Genomic DNA, 14360 nt, shown 5'->3' with positions numbered 1-14360 from the left:
GCTGGGAGGTCAGGCGGAGACGGGCGCGGGGGTCGTCGTCGTGGCGGCGGGCCCGGCCGGCCCGGGCCTGGCCGGCCCACGCCCCCTCGACCGCACGGCATCGACGACGGCGCGGACGCCCGTGGAGACGGCAGCCGAGACGACTGCGGTGAGGGCGACGGTCGCCCCCGCCGCGCTGCCTGCATACCAGGAGATGAGGAGGCCGACCCAGACGCTCACCGCGCCGATGGCGGCGCCGAGGGCCATGGTGGTCGGGATGCGATGGGTCCAGCGTCCGGCGGCGACGGCCGGCCCGAGCAGCATGCCGACGACCAGCAGCGACCCGACCGCCTGGTACGCCGAGATCACGGCGAGCGCCACGAGTCCGACGAGCACCGCGTGTGCGAGGCGCGGCCGGAGGCCGAGCACCTGCGCCTGCCTGGAATCCACGGCGAGCGCCACGAAGGCGCGATGCCACATGAGCGCCGCGACGGCGGTGAGGACCGCCGCGATGGCGAGCGCAGCGAGCTGCTCAGGTCGCACGGCGAGGATGTCGCCGAAGAGGATGGCCGTGGCATCCGTCGCGAAAGTACGCGACCCCGAGATGATGACGACGCCGAGTGCGAGGCTCGCGACGAAGAGCAGGCCGATGCTCGTGTCGGCCGAGAGCCGCCAGCGGCGCTGCACGACGCTCACGCCGACCGACATGAGCGCAGCGCTCACGGCGGCACCGACGAGCGTGGGTGCGCCGATCAGCGACGCGACGGCCACTCCGGGCAGTACGCCGTGCGCCATCGCCTCGCCGAGGAACGCCATGCCCCGCGCCACGACCCAGGTGCCGACGATCGCGCACATGACAGCGACGAGGACGCCGGCGGCGAGCGCGCGCAGCATGAACGCCGTGGCGAACGGGTCGAGGAGCAGGGTCACGAAGAGTCACCGTAGCACTAATTGAGAACGATTATCATTCGCTATAGTAACGTGCGTGCCCGTTGCGCCCACTGCTTCCTCCCGTTCCGATCGCCCCGCTGCTGCTCCCGCATCGCCCGCGGTGCGGGCCGCCGGGGTACATGTCGACCTCGGCGGCCGGCCCGTGCTGCGCGGCGTCGACCTTGTGGCGCTCCCTGGTGAGATGACCGCGATCGTCGGCCCGAACGGCGCCGGCAAGTCGACGCTGCTCGCAGTACTCGCCGGTCTCCTGCAACCGCACGCGGGGCGCGTGGAGCATGCGGATGCCGCATCGATCGCGTTCGTCCCGCAGCGGACGGCGCTCTCCGACCGTCTGCCGATCACGGTCGGCGAGCTCGTGGCGATGGGCCGCTGGCAGCACGCCGGGTTCTGGCGGCCGCTCTCCCGCGCCGACCGCGCGATCGTCGCCGACGCGCTCGACACGGTCGGCATGGCCCCGCTGCACCGCCGCCCCGTCGCCGAGTTGTCGGGAGGCCAGCGCCAGCGAGCCCTCATCGCGCAGGGCCTCGCCCAGCAGGCGCGACTCCTGCTGCTCGACGAGCCGATGGCGTCGCTCGACGCATCCGCCCGCGACGCCGTCGCCGACGCGATCTCGTGCGCGACCGCTGCCGGCACCGCGGTCGTCGCCGTCACCCACGACCTCGACGCACTGCCCCCTGCGGGGTCGATCGTGCGCCTTGCGCCGCCCGAGGGCGATCACTGACCGACGGCGTGGTCGTTGCCTGAGTTCGAAGCTCGCTTCCCGTCGGGAGTTGGCGCGGCGTACACCGTCGCGTCACGATGAGTTCGGCTGGATGCGTGAAGGTCATCGGCATGAACTCACTCCTGACCGGTTCCCTTGCAGCGGCCGCTGCGTGCGCGCTCCTCCTCGGCGGCAGCGCTGCGGCTGTGGCAGCACCATCCGACCGCCCCGAACCTGCGGCGCCCCTGTTCGCGACCGTGACCACCGACAACGAGACGCCCGCCCTCTACGACGACGACGAGGGCGGCAACGCGGTCGGCGACGACCCTGCCATCTGGGTGCACCCGGGCGACACGGATGCCTCGCTCGTGATCGTCACCGCGAAGGAGGGCGGCCTGCGCGTCTACGATCTCGCCGACGACGAGCTCCAGTCGCTGCCCGCCACGGCGGCACCGCGCGCCGACGGCGCCGTCGGCCGGTACAACAACGTGGACATCGCCTATGGCATCGAGTTCGGCGGCGAGCGCGTCGATGTGGCCGTCGTGTCCGACCGGTACAACGACCAGCTCCGCTTCTTCACGATCGACCCGGTCGGCGCCGACGCGGCAACCCCGCTCGTCGAGGTGACCGCGCCCGAGCAGGCGTTCCTGTTCAGCCCCGACCGCGCGACGGTCGACGAGGAGCACACCGCATACGGCCTCGCCGTGTGGCAGCCGAAGGGCGGCGCGGCATCCGTCGTCGTCACGCAGGAGGGCGCGCCGATGCTCGCGACCGCCCGCATCGTCGAGGTCGCCGGTGGCCTCGGCTACACGGATGTCGCGACGACCGAGATCCCGTCCTCATTCCCGCTGCCCGACGGCACCACGTGGACGCCGTGCAACGAGCCGGGCATCGGCCCGCAGCTCGAGGGAGTCACCGTCGACCAGCGCTCGGGCGTGCTCTACGCGGGTCAGGAAGACGTGGGCCTCTGGCGCGTGCAGCTGCCGTTCGGCTCGGATGAGCCGAAGCTCATCGACCGGGTGAAGGACTTCGGTATCCACGACGCCTACGACCCCGAGACCGAGGAGTGCGAGCCCGTCGACCCCGAGGCCACCGGCTTCGGCGGCTCCGTGCTCGAGGCCGATGCCGAGGGTGTCGACCTCTACTACGGTCCCCGCGGCACCGGCTACCTCATCGTGTCGAGCCAGGGCGACGACACGTTCGCCGTCTACCAGCGACAGGGCTCGAATCGCCTCATCGGCAGCTTCCGCGTCGACGGCGTCGACGGTGCCGACGAGATCAACGGCTCCGACGGCCTCGCGGTGACGAACCGCCCGGTCGGCGACTACCAGCAGGGCCTGCTCGTCACGCACGATGAGCCGGAGACGGGAGCGGATGTCGCCGACGGCCGCGACGCGACGAACTTCTCGTACGTCGCCTGGGACGACATCGCCGCCGCACTCGGCCTCACCGTCAGCACCGCGGCCGGCAACGACCCGCGCTTCGGCTGATACGTCGCCCCGCGAGCGGGAACCGGTGCACGGTTCCCGCTCGCGGCCGAGCGGTCACACCGGGCGCACCGGTTGCCGCAGGATCGTGCGGAGCTTCTCGGGCGGGGTGCGGCGAGCATCGCTGAGGTAGATCTCGTGATGATCGCCGTTGAACGTGAGGCCGTGCGCGGGCATCCACTCGTGGTGGAGGCGCTCGAGCGTCGCCGTCTCGGCGTCGTATGGCCCGAGGTGCAGGATCTGCACCGCCGAGCCCTCGTATATCCGCTCGAGCCGCATCCGGTCGAGTGCCGGCCGTGGAGCCTTCGTGTCGGCGGCGATCGCCCTGCCGACGTGTTCCTCGTTGATCCAGTCGGGCTGGGAGATGAGCATCGTCCAGCTCCACGCGCTCTTGTCGCGAGTGATGAAGACCTCGGGATCATCGGCTCGCCACATGCCCTCGAGCGGGGCGACGACGAAATCGCGCCCGAGCTCCCGCTTGCTGCGGAACTTCACGGCGTAGGCCACGCTGAACAGGGCGGTCACCGCGTCGGCGTAGTCCTGCGCCGCGTTGGGGTCACCGTGTCCGTCGATGGCGAGGTATCGCATCGGCGGCACCTCGACCACGGCGAAGTCGCGCGCCGACGGCGAGTAGAGCTCGCGGTATGCGCGCTTCACGTCGTACTTCTCGCCCGTCACGCCGGCGGCATCCCTGTCAGCACGCGCCGATCCCCGGGAACATCGCGCAGATGGGTCCGGGGTCGACGTCTCTCTGCCCCGGCTCCGACGGTGGCGGCGAGATCGGCCCCCGCCACGCCGGAAGCTCCGGGCTCTGCTCGGGTGCCGACTGAGCCGCTTCCGCAGCCTTTCGCGCCGCTTCGGCGGCGTGCTGCTCGGCGAGCAGAGCCGCGGCCTGCGACGCCTCGAGGGCGCCGGCGGCCGCGATCCAGCGATCGACAGCGCCCGACTCAGCCGCGACCACGGCATCACGCGCGGCGGTGAGGCCCGCGACCGCTTCCGCGGCAGCCTTCGGGTTCGCCGCGATCAACTCGTCGGTACGGCGCGTGACCTCGTCGACGACCGACGCCACGGCCGAGCGCGCGAGCTCGCACTCCTGTTCGGTGCGCCGCGCCTTCGACGCGAGCGCCGCGATCTCCGCCTCGGCATCCATCTGGGCGCGGCGGAGCTGGACGAGCGCTGTATCGAGCGCATCGACATTCGCGTCACCGGGCACCTGCATCGGCTGCGCGGGGTCGTAGGCCGGCACCAACGCAGCAACGGCTGCCCGCTGCACGACGGCCGACGCCCGGTCGAGCGATGCGGCGGTGAATCGCGCACCTCCATCGGCGACAGGAGCCAGTTGCGCTGAGGCCTCCGCCACGCATACCGCTGCCGTGAAGTGCGCCCCCACGATGCCCCGCCCGGTGTCGAAGGTGGCCGCCATCGACGCGGTGACGCGATCGATGTCGGCGTGGCGGATGCCGCGGGCTTGGGCGTCGACGACGGCCGTGTGTCCGGCGGTCGCGACACCGAGCAGCAGCGCGGATGCCGCGATCGCGGCGACCGGCACCCACGTGTGCCGTCGGATGCGATCGAACGCCTGGGCCAGAGTCACATCGCGAAGTCTATGGCTCGGCAGACCGCGGTCCACACGAAGGGGTTACCCCACAACGGGGGGCTGACTCCGTTCGCCCGCGACGCCCGCACGCGGAAGATGCGTCACTCAGGTCGTCGGGTTCGTGGCTTAGGCTCGTGTCGTGCAAATCGGTCGAGGCGCCCGGGTTGCACGAGGACTCTCCGTCGCCGTGAGCGCGATTCTCCTCGCGTCGCTCGCGCACACCATCGGCGGCGGCAACCCGCCGGGGGCGGCGACGATCGCGCTGTCGCTGGCATTCTCCGGACCATTCGCGATCGTGATGATCGGGAGCCGGCAGAGCACAGTCCGGGCCGGCCTCGCCGCGGCCGCCGCGCAGTTCACGCTGCACGCGCTCTATTCGCTGACCGCGGGCGAGAACATCGTCGGAGCGGCCGGCGCACCGTTGCGCCCACACGCCGACGCCGATCATCTCCGTTCATCGCTCGTGCTGGGCGTCGACGCGTCGGCTGCCGCACATGACGAGCACTTCGGGTCGGCGATGCTCGTCGCGCATGTGTGCGCCGCGGCGCTCACGGTCGCCGCGATCGCGCTGACCGACCGGGTTCTGAACGGCATCCAGGTTGTCGCCCGCGGCATCCGGCTCGCCTGGATCCTCGTTGCAGCGCCGCTCGTACCCCCCACCGGAATGCACCTCTCCCCGGCGGTCGGCCTTGTCGTGGCACCGCATGGTGTCGCGTTCCTGCAGTCTTCACTCTCGCGTCGCGGACCGCCTCAGTCGCGCTTCGCCGCGTTCGCGGCGACGCCCTGACAACTTCGACCCCGGACGCATCAAATCACCCCGCACCGCTGTGCGCGTCCGCTCACCCCGAAAGCAGAGAAGTGAACTCCAACATTCGACCCGCCCTCGCCGCAGCCGCCGCTCTCGGCGCCGGCACCATCCTCGCCCTTGCCGCACCGCTCGCGGCCAACGCACATGTCGGCGTCGACCCGACTGAGACGGCAGCCGGGGCATACACCGTGCTGGGATTCGGCATCCCGCACGGATGCGGCGAAAGCCCCACCACCAAGCTGACCTTCACGATGCCCGACGGCATCGACCGAGTCACTCCCACCGTCAACTCGAACTGGTCGATCGAGAAGGTCGTGCAGCAACTCGACGAGCCGAAGACCGACTCCCATGGCGCGAACATCACCGAGCGCGTCGCCCAGGTCGTCTACACCGCGGTGACGCCGCTTCCGAGCGATCTGCGAGACGTGATCGAGCTCTCGCTCCAGCTGCCCGAAGACGCCGCCGGCGAGACACTCGCGTTCCCCGTCCTCCAGGAGTGCACCGATGGCTCGACCGACTGGAGTGAAGTCGCGGAGAACGGCGCGGCGGAACCCGAGCACCCCGCGCCGACGGTGACGGTCACCGAGGCGAGCGGTGCTGATCACGGGCACACTCCCGCCGAAGTGACGACGGAGGAGCATGCCGTCGAACCGACGGCCAGTGCACCGGCAGACGACACCCTCGCTCGCGGGCTCGGGATCGGCGGGCTCGTCGTTGGCGCTGTCGGCGTGGTGCTCGCGGTCATGGCGCGTCGAAGCGTGGCCAAGCGGTCGTGACACGCTGACGCACTCGGGGCGCCGAACCCGACAGGTCGGGCTCGACGATCTGCGTCACGGACGCAGGTCGTCGGGCTCGACGATGCGTTCGGGGTCCCATGGCTCCGACCAGCCGAGCTCGTCGAACATGCGATCCAGCACCAGCGCGGTGATGCCCCAGACGACGCGGCCGTCGACCGTGAAGGCCGGCGAGCGAGAGGTGGTCGTGCCGAACGTCTGTTCCGTGTTGCCCCGATTCGCCGGGTGGAGCAAGTCGGCGACGGGCACTCGGAACACGTCGACGGACTCGTCGTGGTCAACGGCCGCCACCTCGGAGGGGCGCGTCCACCACGCCGGCACGGGCGTGACGAGGTGGTTGCTCACGGAAACCGCCAACGCGGGCAACGTGCCGAGCGGCTCGACACCGTCGGGGTCGACGCCGGTCTCCTCGCCGGCCTCGCGAATCGCGGCCGAGATCGGTCCGTCGTCGGATGCCTCGAGCCGGCCACCGGGGAACGCGATCTGTCCGGCGTGGCTGCCGAGGGTCGCCGCGCGGCGGAGGAGCAGCACATCGAGATCCCGCGCCAACGCGCGGCTGGTTCGGGCGGGCACGGAATCGAGCACGCCGAACAGCACGAGCACCGCGGCCGGACGCGCGCTCGAGGCATCCGTCTGCCCTCGTGACAGGCCTGGGTACCACTCGAGGCCGCGTTCGCAGAGGGCGGCGATCTCGGCGCGAGCATCACTGGTCGTGGCGGCCATGGCTCCACCCTACGGACACTCGGCCGCGCGAGCCGAGCTCTCGGCTTACGGCTCGAGCTCGAGCGTCATGAAGATGCTGTTCGGGTCGAGCTCGTAGCCGGCGAACGGTCCGCACTCGCGGAAGCCGTACTTCGCGTAGAGGGTGCGGGCGGGGCGGAAGAACTCCTGCGATCCGGTCTCGAGGCTGAGCCGCCGGTATCCGCGGCGAGCAGCCTCGTCGAGCACGTGCTCGAGCAGGCGCGCGCCGAGCCCACGACCGCGTGCCGCGGCATCCGTGCGCATCGACTTCAGCTCGCCGTGCCCGGCCTCGATCTCCTTCAGGGCGACACAGCCGAGCACGACGTCGCCCTCGGTGATCGTCCAGAACGTCACCTCGGGCACCGCGAGCCCCGAGACGTCGAGCGCGTGCACGCTCTCGGCGGGCGACGTCGCGAACATGTCGGTCAGGTGGTCGGTGAGCAGGCGCACCACACGCTCGTCGGTGAGGTCGCCGGGTCGGATGTCGGTGGTAGTCGTCACCCGACCATTCTCGCTGACCCCGGTGGTTGAGTAGGCAGCGAAGCAGCCGTATCGAAACCACTTCCGGAGTGGTGTGGCCTCGATACGCGTCGCCTTCGGCGTCGCTACTCGACCACCGGGGTGCGTCGCCTTCGGCGGCGCTACTCGACCACCGAGCTCACCGAGGCTGGCGCCCACGCGAAGCCGTCGGGGTCGGTGAACGACTCGGCGCCGCTGTTGATGAGCAGCCGGTGCGAGCCGCTGCCCTCGGGAGCGACGCCGGCGTCTTTGGCAAGTGCGCGGCGCTTGTAGAGCCCCAGGCCGACGGGGCTCGACGGCATGGAGAAGTCGACGTAGCTCCCGAAGCTCTTCCCGACCGTGAGGCCGCCGTCGACGTAGAACCGCTTGCTCGCGCCCACGTCGTCTGCGCCCAGCAGGAGCACGACCTGGTCGACCTGCCGTGTGGCGGGACCGGTGTTTTTCTTCGCCGACGTCGCGACCTTCCAGATCGCCCCGTCGGGCGCCTGCACGACACCGCCATAGCCCCACATGGACTTCTCGACCGGCTTCAGCGTCGTGGCGCCGGCAGCGACCGCCGAGTCGATGAGGGCGCTGACGGTCGAGGGCTGCGCCACGATGAGCGACAGGGTGTACCCGCGGAAGCCGGTGGTCGGGGCATCCGAGGCCCGCACGCGCAGGAGGTCGCCGAGCCCGAAGGCGGCGTTGTAGAAGCGTTCGGCGGCCGTGGTGTCGGCCACCTCGAGGGTGATGGAGTCGATGTTGTTCATACCGACGACGCTATTCGGGCGCTCTCGGCGGCGCTTCTCAGATACTGATCGATTGCGTCGTCCCACGGGCGGATCGATGTCGGTGGGTCTTGAGAGACTCTCAGTATGGAGGTCATCGAATTGCGGCAGACGCGTCAGCTGGCGGTCGGCGACACGCTCGTCAACGCCTTCGGCCACGCGTTCGAGGTCACGAAGGTGTCGCCCGTCGGCCGAGGCATCCGTGTGCAGTACGTCACCGGCGACGGCGTGATTGGCCGATTCACGGCGGCACCCGAGGCGGTCAGCCGCGTGCGCGTCGACTCGATGTCTCAGGTGGCCTGAGGGTTCACCTCACGCGGGCGCCCACACGAAGCCCTCGGGGTCGGTGAACGACTCGGTGCCGCAGTTGATGATCAGCCGGTGCGATCCGTCGCCCTCGGGGTCGACGCCGGCAACCTTTGCGAGCGCGCGCCGCTTGTAGAGGTTCAGGCCGATCGAGCTCGACGGCATGGCGAAGTCGACATAGCCGCCGATGCTCTTCCCGACGGTGAAGCCGCGGTCGGCGTAGAACCGCTTGCTCGCGCCCACATCCTCGGCGCCGAGCAGGAGCACGATCTCGTCGATCTGCCGGGTGACCGGGCCGGTGTCCTTCTTCGCCGACGACGCGACCGTCCAGATCGTGCCGTCGGGGGCCTGCACGACGCCGCCGTAGCCCCAAAGCGACTTCTCGGCCGGCTTCAGCGTGGCGGCACCGGCGTCGACAGCAGCGTCGATCAGACCGTCGACGTTCGAGGGCTGCGCCGTGATGAGCGACAGGGTGAAGCCGCGGAAGCCCGTGGTCGGGGCATCCGTGGTTCGCAGACGAAGGAGATCGCCGAGCCCGAAGGCGGCGTCGTAGAAGCGTTCGGCGGCCGCAGTGTCGGCCACCTCGAGCGTGATGGAGTCGATTGCGTTCATACCGGTCACGTTAACCGGGCTGCTCGACCGCGTCACCCCTTGAGCGGAAGCTGTTCACCGTTCGTCTGGCACGTCGGGCAGTACTGGGCGGTCGTGCTCGCGAACGAGAAGTCGCGGATCGTGTCGCCGCAGACCGGGCAGGTCTCTCCCGCCCTGCCGTGCACGCGCATGGCCGCGACCTTCACCGCCTTGAGCTGATCGATCGGGATGCCTCGGCGGGCCTCGATCGCCGTCGTGATGGTGCCGACCGTCGTGTCGAAGAGGCGGCCGAGCTCAGCCTCGGTGAGGGCTGCGGCGTGCGCGACCGGCGAGATCTTCGCCGTGTGGAGGATCTCGTCGGAGTACGCGTTGCCGATGCCGGCGAGCGACTCCTGTTCCTGCAGCACGGCCTTGATCTGCTTGCGGCGGCCGACGACGGCTTGGTCGAAGTCGGCACGCGAGAACTCAGGGTCGGCGGGGTCGGGCCCGAGCTTGGCGACGGCCGGCACGTCGGCAGGGTCGTCGACGACCCAGAAGCCGAGGGACACCCAGCCACCGGCATCTGTGAACTCGAGCGCCCTGCCGTCGTCGAACTCGACGGTGGCGAGCGCCGGGGCGGGGCCGGCGTCTGCGTCGTCGGCCCCGGTCACGGGTGCGTCGTAGGCGGCCGCGTCGTCGCCATCGCCATCGCGCCAACGCGCCCAGCCATGCCGGCCGAGCGACACCACGAGGTGGGCATCTCCGAACACGAGGTCGACGAGCTTGCCGTGCCGCATCGCCGCGGTCAGGCGTTCGCCGGTGAGCGACGACGGCGGCCTTGCACGCGTCTTCGCGACGCGGAATTCGAGGACGTCGACGTCGGTGATCGCTCGGCCCGCGAGTTGCGCGCCGAGCTCGTCGACGAGTGCATCGACCTCGGGCGACTCAGGCATGACGTCAGCTTCGCAGAACCCACTGACGTCGGAAAGAGGGCTCGGAGCACTTTCCGGTTCGCGCGGTCTCGGTACTTCGGTACTTCCGTAAACTTCGAGGCATGGCCGAAGAGCCGCCGTTCAGTCCTGTCATCGCCTTGCTCACGTTCTCGCGCGTGTGGGAGGCGCAGCTCGCCGACGCCCTGAAGCCGCTCGGGCTCACGACGCGCAAGTACGGCCTGCTCGGGCACATCAAGGGCAGCCCTGGCATCTCGTTCAGTGAGCTCGCGCGACGATCGCGCATCACCGTGCAGAGCGCACACGCGGCGGTGGCCGGCTTCTCGGCCGACGGGCTGGTGGCGGATGCCACGGCCCATGCCGGAGCGTCGTCGTCGTTGAGGGTCACGCCTCGCGGGGAGGAACTGCTCGACCGGGCCGCAGAGATCGTCGCCGAGCTCGACGCCGCTTTCGGCGAGCGGATGCCGCAGCTCTCCGAAGCACTCGCGGAAGAGCTTCGCCGGCGCCTCGGTTGACGCCGCTTACGTAACCTTCAGTTAGACTGAAGCTTATGGAAGCATTCCTCCTCTCTGCGCACGTGCTCGCGGGCATCTTGTTCGTCGGGCCTTCGGCAGCCGCGGTCAGCCTGTTCCCACGATTCGCGCCCGTCACCGATGGCTCACCGGAACGACGCCCCGGCGAACGCAGCCCTCGCGTCGCTGCGCTGCTGCACCGGATCACCCGTGTCTACGGCATGCTCGCCATCATCGTGCCGGTCGTCGGCATCACCCTCGCGATCGTGCAGGGGCGCATGGGCGAGATCTGGATCACGATTGCGATGATCATCACCGCGGTGGCGGGCGCGCTGCTCGCCCTGCAGATTGCACCGCGGCAGAAGCAGGCGCTGAAAGAGCCCGACGACGGCCGACAGCTGCGACGACTGGGCATGCTCGCGGGCATCTTCAACCTGTGCTGGGCCGTCGTGGTCGTGCTCATGATCGTGCGCCCAGGATCGGACTACGCATGAGGCCGGTACTGCGCGCGTTCGAGGTGCTCTCTATCCTCGAGCTGGCAAGCGTCGCGCTGCTGCTCGCCAACCTCGCAACGCTGCACCTTCGGCCGATCACGGCAACGATGGGACCGACGCACGGCGCCCTCTACCTGGCCGTCGTCGTGACGGCACTGTTCGGTCGCGATCTGCTCGGCCGCACACGGTGGATGGCGCTCATTCCCGTGCTCGGCGGCGCGCTCACCCTCTGGAACGTTCGGCTCGAGGCGCGCCGCGTCGCGCCCGCCGAGCCGGTGGCCGACTGAGCGGCCGACCGCCCGAGGAACACCCGAGCTCGTCGGGAGGACCAGGCGTTCGGCCGAGTCACCCCGCGCCGAGGCGGGCGAGGAGGTCGACGATCTCGCCAGCCACTTCTTCAGGCGCTGCGAACTGCAGGTCGTGCGGACCCTCGATCACCACCTGCCTGGAATCGGGCGAGAGTCCGAGCCACTGCGCCTGGTTCTGGGCACCCCGCTCACCGTCCTCGGTTGCCGTGATGATGAGCACCGGAAACTCGCCGATCGGCATCGCGTATGAATACCCCTGCACGGAAGTAGGTACCAGGTCCACGTGTTCCGGGCTGTCCTCCCAGGTGAACCCTTCTTCGGCTTGCATGGCCGCCATCTCCGCGGGGTCGTCGCGGTAGGCCTCGATGGTCACGAGGGCCGCGACCCGGTCGGGATGCGCGGCGGCGTAGGCGATGGCGATGTTGCCCCCGAACGACTGGCCCGCAATCACGTATGGGGGTTCCAGCTCGAGAGCGCCGAGCACTCCGTCGAGCACGCTGACGAGATCGTCGAAGGTGCGGGGGTGATCCGGAGGCTCGCTGCTCCCACCTCCGGTGCCGAGCCGGTTGTACATACAGACCGTGGTGACCTCGGCGATCTGCGCGACGAAGGCCGGCGGCCATTCTTGTGTGCCAGGCGAGTCACTACCGGCCTCAAGGATGACGGTCGGACTGCCTTCGCCGGTGCACCGGTACGCCACCGTCATTCCATCGAACTCCACCTCACCGGCCCGGGCGGTAGCGCTCGGCACCGAGGTCGGCGTCGGCGACCGCCCAGGCTCAGGCGCGCGAGACGCGTCGGCGCCGCATCCGGTCAGAACGACCCCTGCAGCGACCAGGGCTCCCAGAATGGCGACTCGTCGACGATGCTGCACATTGATACGGATGTCGCGCCACATGACCACACCCTCGTTCGAGAGAACGCTGCCCCTGAATCCTGAGCGTAGCTCACCTCCAGCGGTGACCGAAGTCCCTCTTCGGGTGGCGTCAGCAGGCCGGAGCTCTTCGCACGGTGACGCGGCGATTTGCTGAAACGGCAAGCGGATGCGCCATCCGTGGGTCGCGCCCGTACGCTCGGGAACAGCGGAAGGAAGCACGCTCATGAGTCGACACGATCACAAGCCCACGGAGGCTGAAGCGGCGGAGATGTTCGAGCCGTCGAGCTGGGAGGAGCGCTACTCGGGCGAGCAGAAGGTGTGGAGCGGGAATCCGAATCCGCAGCTCGTCGCCGAGGCGTCGGCGCTGACCCCGGGCACGGCGCTCGACGTCGGCTGCGGTGAGGGTGGCGACGTGATCTGGCTGGCCCGACAGGGATGGCGGGTGACCGGCGCCGATTTCTCGGCCAACGGTCTCGCCCGCGCCGCTCAGCACGCGGAGGAGGCCGGGGTCGCCGACCGCACCGACTGGTGGCAGGTCGACGCCCGCACGTTCGCCGCCGAGGGCCGGTCGTTCGATCTCGTCACGACGCACTTCCTGCATCCGCCCGACGGCGGGATGGTCGAGGTGACCCGCCGGCTGTCGCAGGCCGTTGCGCCGGGCGGGCACCTCCTGGTGGTCGGGCATGCGCCGTCGGGAGTGTTCACGCACCTGACCGAGAGCCACCGCAACGCGATGTTCCTCGCCGAAGACCTGCTGCCCGCCTTGCCCGACGACTTCGAGGCGCTCGTGGTCGAGCAGCGCCCTCGAACGATGGTGCGCGATGGCGCAACCGTCGAGGTAGCGGATGCCACCCTGCTCGCGCGCCGCCGGCCGTGAGTGACCTGACTCACGCGCCGACGTCGCCGCCCGGTGCCGTCGCCGAGTAGACCGCGAGACGCTCGCGCAGCGAGCCGGCGTGCAACTCGAACAAGTGACCGTCGTGGTCGTAGAAGTAGATGGAGTCACCCTCGCCGTCGACACGAGAGCGCGGCGGCCGGATGTCGAGCCCGAGCCCCGTGATCGTCTCGCGCAGCGTCGGCAGGTCTTCGCGCCGCACCTGGAACGCGACGTGGTTGTAGGTGCGCGGCAGCGCCGCGTCGCCCTGCATGATCGCGACCCAGGTCGCCGTGTCACCGTCGCCGATGAGGAAGAAGCGCTCCTCCGAGAGCGAGAACATCTCGCTGCCGCTGTCGTAAACCCGAACGGCGCCGAGCACGGCGGAGAGGAGGTGCTCCATACGATCGAGGTCTGTGACGATGAAGGTGACGTGGCTGAGGCCGGTACTGCTCATGCCGATCTACGCTACCGGCGACACGAAGAACGCTGCGGGCGTCGATCGCTCAGCCGAGGATCGGGAGCACCGCGGCGCAGAAGTCGTCGGTGCGTCCGGTGGAGCCCTTCACGACGCCCAGGAACTCGATGAACTCGTCGTCGGACGGGTCGCTGATGGTCCCTGCGTTGTCGATGAGGAGCTCGAAGCGGATCTGACCCGGGTTACGTGCGAGGACCTTGCCGTCAGGACCGGCGACGAAGGCATTGCCGGTCGAGAGCACCAGGATCGTCATCGTGCCGTCGCCGTGATCGGTGATCTTGAGGTCCTTGTCGGCGAGCTGCACGCGCTCGGTCACGAAGTCGCCCTCGGCGTTGCGGTAGGTGTTGGTGATGGTACTCGTGTTGAGGAAGTACGGCGCGGTGCTGGGCTTCCGGACGTTCAACAGGAATCGTCCGTCGACCACCGTGTCGACCTCGATCGTGAGACCCTCCACGTCGCAGAAGTCCTTCTGTGTTTCGGAGAACTCCTCGTGGAAGGTGCCGCCGTCGATGGGCTTGGCGACGGCGGGAGCGGCGGCGAGGGCGGCCGCGACGGTTCCGGCGGCGACGCCGGCGACGAGGAGCCGGCGGAGTCGGGCGGGTCGGGTTGATGAATGCATGGGATTCCCCAATCGGTCGCGCGACAGCG

The 14360-nt window shown here is 69.8% G+C and carries 20 protein-coding genes; 9 read left to right on the top strand and 11 right to left on the bottom strand.

The window, feature by feature from the left end:
• Positions 1 to 9: 9 nt before the first annotated feature.
• Complete coding sequence (gene aztB, locus ESP51_RS01805) at positions 10 to 909, bottom strand: zinc ABC transporter permease AztB (RefSeq protein WP_129519170.1); 900 nt, start codon at positions 907 to 909, stop codon at positions 10 to 12.
• 55 nt (positions 910 to 964) lie between these two features.
• Between aztB and aztA the strand changes: the two genes are divergently transcribed.
• Both aztA and ESP51_RS01795 read left to right on the top strand, forming a co-directional pair.
• A complete protein-coding gene (gene aztA, locus ESP51_RS01800; RefSeq protein ID WP_206737158.1) occupies positions 965 to 1651 on the top strand; it encodes a zinc ABC transporter ATP-binding protein AztA in 687 nt (228 codons plus the stop codon).
• Between the two features lie 110 nt (positions 1652 to 1761).
• Positions 1762 to 3120 carry a phytase gene (locus tag ESP51_RS01795; RefSeq protein ID WP_206737157.1) on the top strand — a complete coding sequence of 453 codons (1359 nt, stop codon included), beginning with the start codon at positions 1762 to 1764 and terminating at the stop codon, positions 3118 to 3120.
• A gap of 54 nt (positions 3121 to 3174) precedes the next feature.
• On the opposite strand, the gene ESP51_RS01790 is transcribed toward ESP51_RS01795, so the two are convergent.
• Positions 3175 to 3795 (bottom strand): GyrI-like domain-containing protein, encoded by a 621-nt coding sequence (locus ESP51_RS01790; protein ID WP_241842923.1) that lies wholly within the window; start codon positions 3793 to 3795, stop codon positions 3175 to 3177.
• Positions 3796 to 3811: 16 nt separating this feature from the next.
• Positions 3812 to 4711 (bottom strand): hypothetical protein, encoded by a 900-nt coding sequence (locus tag ESP51_RS20925; RefSeq protein WP_241842922.1) that lies wholly within the window; start codon positions 4709 to 4711, stop codon positions 3812 to 3814.
• A 142-nt stretch (positions 4712 to 4853) separates the two neighbouring features.
• Here ESP51_RS20925 and ESP51_RS20465 point away from each other — a divergent pair, with 142 nt between their 5' ends.
• Positions 4854 to 5501, top strand: coding sequence for a hypothetical protein (locus tag ESP51_RS20465; protein ID WP_164990352.1), 648 nt, complete (start codon positions 4854 to 4856; stop codon positions 5499 to 5501).
• Positions 5502 to 5572: 71 nt separating this feature from the next.
• Positions 5573 to 6298, top strand: a complete 726-nt coding sequence (locus ESP51_RS01785; protein ID WP_164990351.1) for a YcnI family copper-binding membrane protein — start codon at positions 5573 to 5575, stop codon at positions 6296 to 6298.
• 54 nt (positions 6299 to 6352) lie between these two features.
• On the opposite strand, the gene ESP51_RS01780 is transcribed toward ESP51_RS01785, so the two are convergent.
• From ESP51_RS01780 to ESP51_RS01770, 3 genes are all read right to left on the bottom strand, one after another.
• Positions 6353 to 7039 (bottom strand): NUDIX hydrolase, encoded by a 687-nt coding sequence (locus ESP51_RS01780; protein ID WP_129519165.1) that lies wholly within the window; start codon positions 7037 to 7039, stop codon positions 6353 to 6355.
• Positions 7040 to 7084: 45 nt separating this feature from the next.
• Positions 7085 to 7558, bottom strand: a complete 474-nt coding sequence (locus ESP51_RS01775) for a GNAT family N-acetyltransferase (RefSeq protein ID WP_241842921.1) — start codon at positions 7556 to 7558, stop codon at positions 7085 to 7087.
• A 140-nt stretch (positions 7559 to 7698) separates the two neighbouring features.
• On the bottom strand, positions 7699 to 8325 hold the full coding sequence (locus ESP51_RS01770; protein ID WP_129519164.1) for a VOC family protein: 627 nt from the start codon (positions 8323 to 8325) through the stop codon (positions 7699 to 7701).
• A 105-nt stretch (positions 8326 to 8430) separates the two neighbouring features.
• Between ESP51_RS01770 and ESP51_RS01765 the strand changes: the two genes are divergently transcribed.
• The gene (locus ESP51_RS01765; protein ID WP_129519163.1) at positions 8431 to 8646 is read left to right on the top strand and encodes a hypothetical protein; all 216 of its coding nucleotides are present in this window, start codon (positions 8431 to 8433) and stop codon (positions 8644 to 8646) included.
• Positions 8647 to 8655: 9 nt separating this feature from the next.
• Here the strand turns inward: ESP51_RS01765 and ESP51_RS01760 are convergent, their stop codons facing one another.
• Both ESP51_RS01760 and ESP51_RS01755 read right to left on the bottom strand, forming a co-directional pair.
• Positions 8656 to 9261 carry a VOC family protein gene (locus tag ESP51_RS01760; RefSeq protein ID WP_129519162.1) on the bottom strand — a complete coding sequence of 202 codons (606 nt, stop codon included), beginning with the start codon at positions 9259 to 9261 and terminating at the stop codon, positions 8656 to 8658.
• A gap of 32 nt (positions 9262 to 9293) precedes the next feature.
• Positions 9294 to 10172 (bottom strand): DNA-formamidopyrimidine glycosylase family protein, encoded by an 879-nt coding sequence (locus ESP51_RS01755; RefSeq protein WP_129519161.1) that lies wholly within the window; start codon positions 10170 to 10172, stop codon positions 9294 to 9296.
• 101 nt (positions 10173 to 10273) lie between these two features.
• On the opposite strand from ESP51_RS01755, the gene ESP51_RS01750 reads away from it, so the two are divergent.
• Genes ESP51_RS01750 through ESP51_RS01740 form a run of 3 tightly spaced genes read left to right on the top strand, consistent with a single transcriptional unit; the run spans position 10274 to position 11462 of the window.
• Positions 10274 to 10684, top strand: coding sequence for a MarR family winged helix-turn-helix transcriptional regulator (locus tag ESP51_RS01750; RefSeq protein ID WP_129519160.1), 411 nt, complete (start codon positions 10274 to 10276; stop codon positions 10682 to 10684).
• A 35-nt stretch (positions 10685 to 10719) separates the two neighbouring features.
• The gene (locus tag ESP51_RS01745) at positions 10720 to 11175 is read left to right on the top strand and encodes a hypothetical protein (RefSeq protein ID WP_129519159.1); all 456 of its coding nucleotides are present in this window, start codon (positions 10720 to 10722) and stop codon (positions 11173 to 11175) included.
• Positions 11172 to 11462: a hypothetical protein gene (locus ESP51_RS01740; RefSeq protein WP_129519158.1), complete on the top strand. Its 291-nt coding sequence runs from the start codon at positions 11172 to 11174 to the stop codon at positions 11460 to 11462. Before ESP51_RS01745 ends, ESP51_RS01740 begins: the two co-directional genes overlap by 4 nt.
• 58 nt (positions 11463 to 11520) lie before the next feature.
• Here the strand turns inward: ESP51_RS01740 and ESP51_RS20460 are convergent, their stop codons facing one another.
• A complete protein-coding gene (locus ESP51_RS20460) occupies positions 11521 to 12189 on the bottom strand; it encodes an alpha/beta fold hydrolase (protein ID WP_164990350.1) in 669 nt (222 codons plus the stop codon).
• Between the two features lie 394 nt (positions 12190 to 12583).
• On the opposite strand from ESP51_RS20460, the gene ESP51_RS01730 reads away from it, so the two are divergent.
• A complete protein-coding gene (locus tag ESP51_RS01730) occupies positions 12584 to 13237 on the top strand; it encodes a class I SAM-dependent methyltransferase (RefSeq protein ID WP_129519156.1) in 654 nt (217 codons plus the stop codon).
• A 10-nt stretch (positions 13238 to 13247) separates the two neighbouring features.
• On the opposite strand, the gene fosX is transcribed toward ESP51_RS01730, so the two are convergent.
• Together fosX and ESP51_RS01720 are read right to left on the bottom strand one after the other, a co-directional pair.
• Positions 13248 to 13691, bottom strand: a complete 444-nt coding sequence (fosX, locus tag ESP51_RS01725) for a FosX/FosE/FosI family fosfomycin resistance hydrolase (protein WP_129519155.1) — start codon at positions 13689 to 13691, stop codon at positions 13248 to 13250.
• A gap of 49 nt (positions 13692 to 13740) precedes the next feature.
• The gene (locus tag ESP51_RS01720; RefSeq protein ID WP_129519154.1) at positions 13741 to 14331 is read right to left on the bottom strand and encodes a hypothetical protein; all 591 of its coding nucleotides are present in this window, start codon (positions 14329 to 14331) and stop codon (positions 13741 to 13743) included.
• Positions 14332 to 14360: the final 29 nt, after the last annotated feature.

It is taken from the genome of Agromyces albus, from assembly GCF_004134825.1.
GTDB lineage: Bacteria > Actinomycetota > Actinomycetes > Actinomycetales > Microbacteriaceae > Agromyces > Agromyces albus.
Note: the sequence above shows the minus strand (reverse complement) of the source record. Positions and strands in the feature narration are given on the sequence as shown.

What these genes read in the sequence shown, in the direction of transcription:
- ESP51_RS01795 (WP_206737157.1), top strand. Translation starts at nt 1,762, where the DNA reads ATGAACTCACTCCTGACCGGTTCCCTTGCAGCGGCCGCTGCGTGCGCG.
- ESP51_RS01780 (WP_129519165.1), bottom strand. Translation starts at nt 7,039, where the DNA reads ATGGCCGCCACGACCAGTGATGCTCGCGCCGAGATCGCCGCCCTCTGC.
- ESP51_RS01770 (WP_129519164.1), bottom strand. Translation starts at nt 8,325, where the DNA reads ATGAACAACATCGACTCCATCACCCTCGAGGTGGCCGACACCACGGCC.
- ESP51_RS01765 (WP_129519163.1), top strand. Translation starts at nt 8,431, where the DNA reads ATGGAGGTCATCGAATTGCGGCAGACGCGTCAGCTGGCGGTCGGCGAC.
- ESP51_RS01760 (WP_129519162.1), bottom strand. Translation starts at nt 9,261, where the DNA reads ATGAACGCAATCGACTCCATCACGCTCGAGGTGGCCGACACTGCGGCC.
- ESP51_RS01755 (WP_129519161.1), bottom strand. Translation starts at nt 10,172, where the DNA reads ATGCCTGAGTCGCCCGAGGTCGATGCACTCGTCGACGAGCTCGGCGCG.
- ESP51_RS01750 (WP_129519160.1), top strand. Translation starts at nt 10,274, where the DNA reads ATGGCCGAAGAGCCGCCGTTCAGTCCTGTCATCGCCTTGCTCACGTTC.
- ESP51_RS01745 (WP_129519159.1), top strand. Translation starts at nt 10,720, where the DNA reads ATGGAAGCATTCCTCCTCTCTGCGCACGTGCTCGCGGGCATCTTGTTC.
- ESP51_RS01740 (WP_129519158.1), top strand. Translation starts at nt 11,172, where the DNA reads ATGAGGCCGGTACTGCGCGCGTTCGAGGTGCTCTCTATCCTCGAGCTG.
- ESP51_RS20460 (WP_164990350.1), bottom strand. Translation starts at nt 12,189, where the DNA reads ATGACGGTGGCGTACCGGTGCACCGGCGAAGGCAGTCCGACCGTCATC.
- ESP51_RS01730 (WP_129519156.1), top strand. Translation starts at nt 12,584, where the DNA reads ATGAGTCGACACGATCACAAGCCCACGGAGGCTGAAGCGGCGGAGATG.
- fosX (WP_129519155.1), bottom strand. Translation starts at nt 13,691, where the DNA reads ATGAGCAGTACCGGCCTCAGCCACGTCACCTTCATCGTCACAGACCTC.
- ESP51_RS01720 (WP_129519154.1), bottom strand. Translation starts at nt 14,331, where the DNA reads ATGCATTCATCAACCCGACCCGCCCGACTCCGCCGGCTCCTCGTCGCC.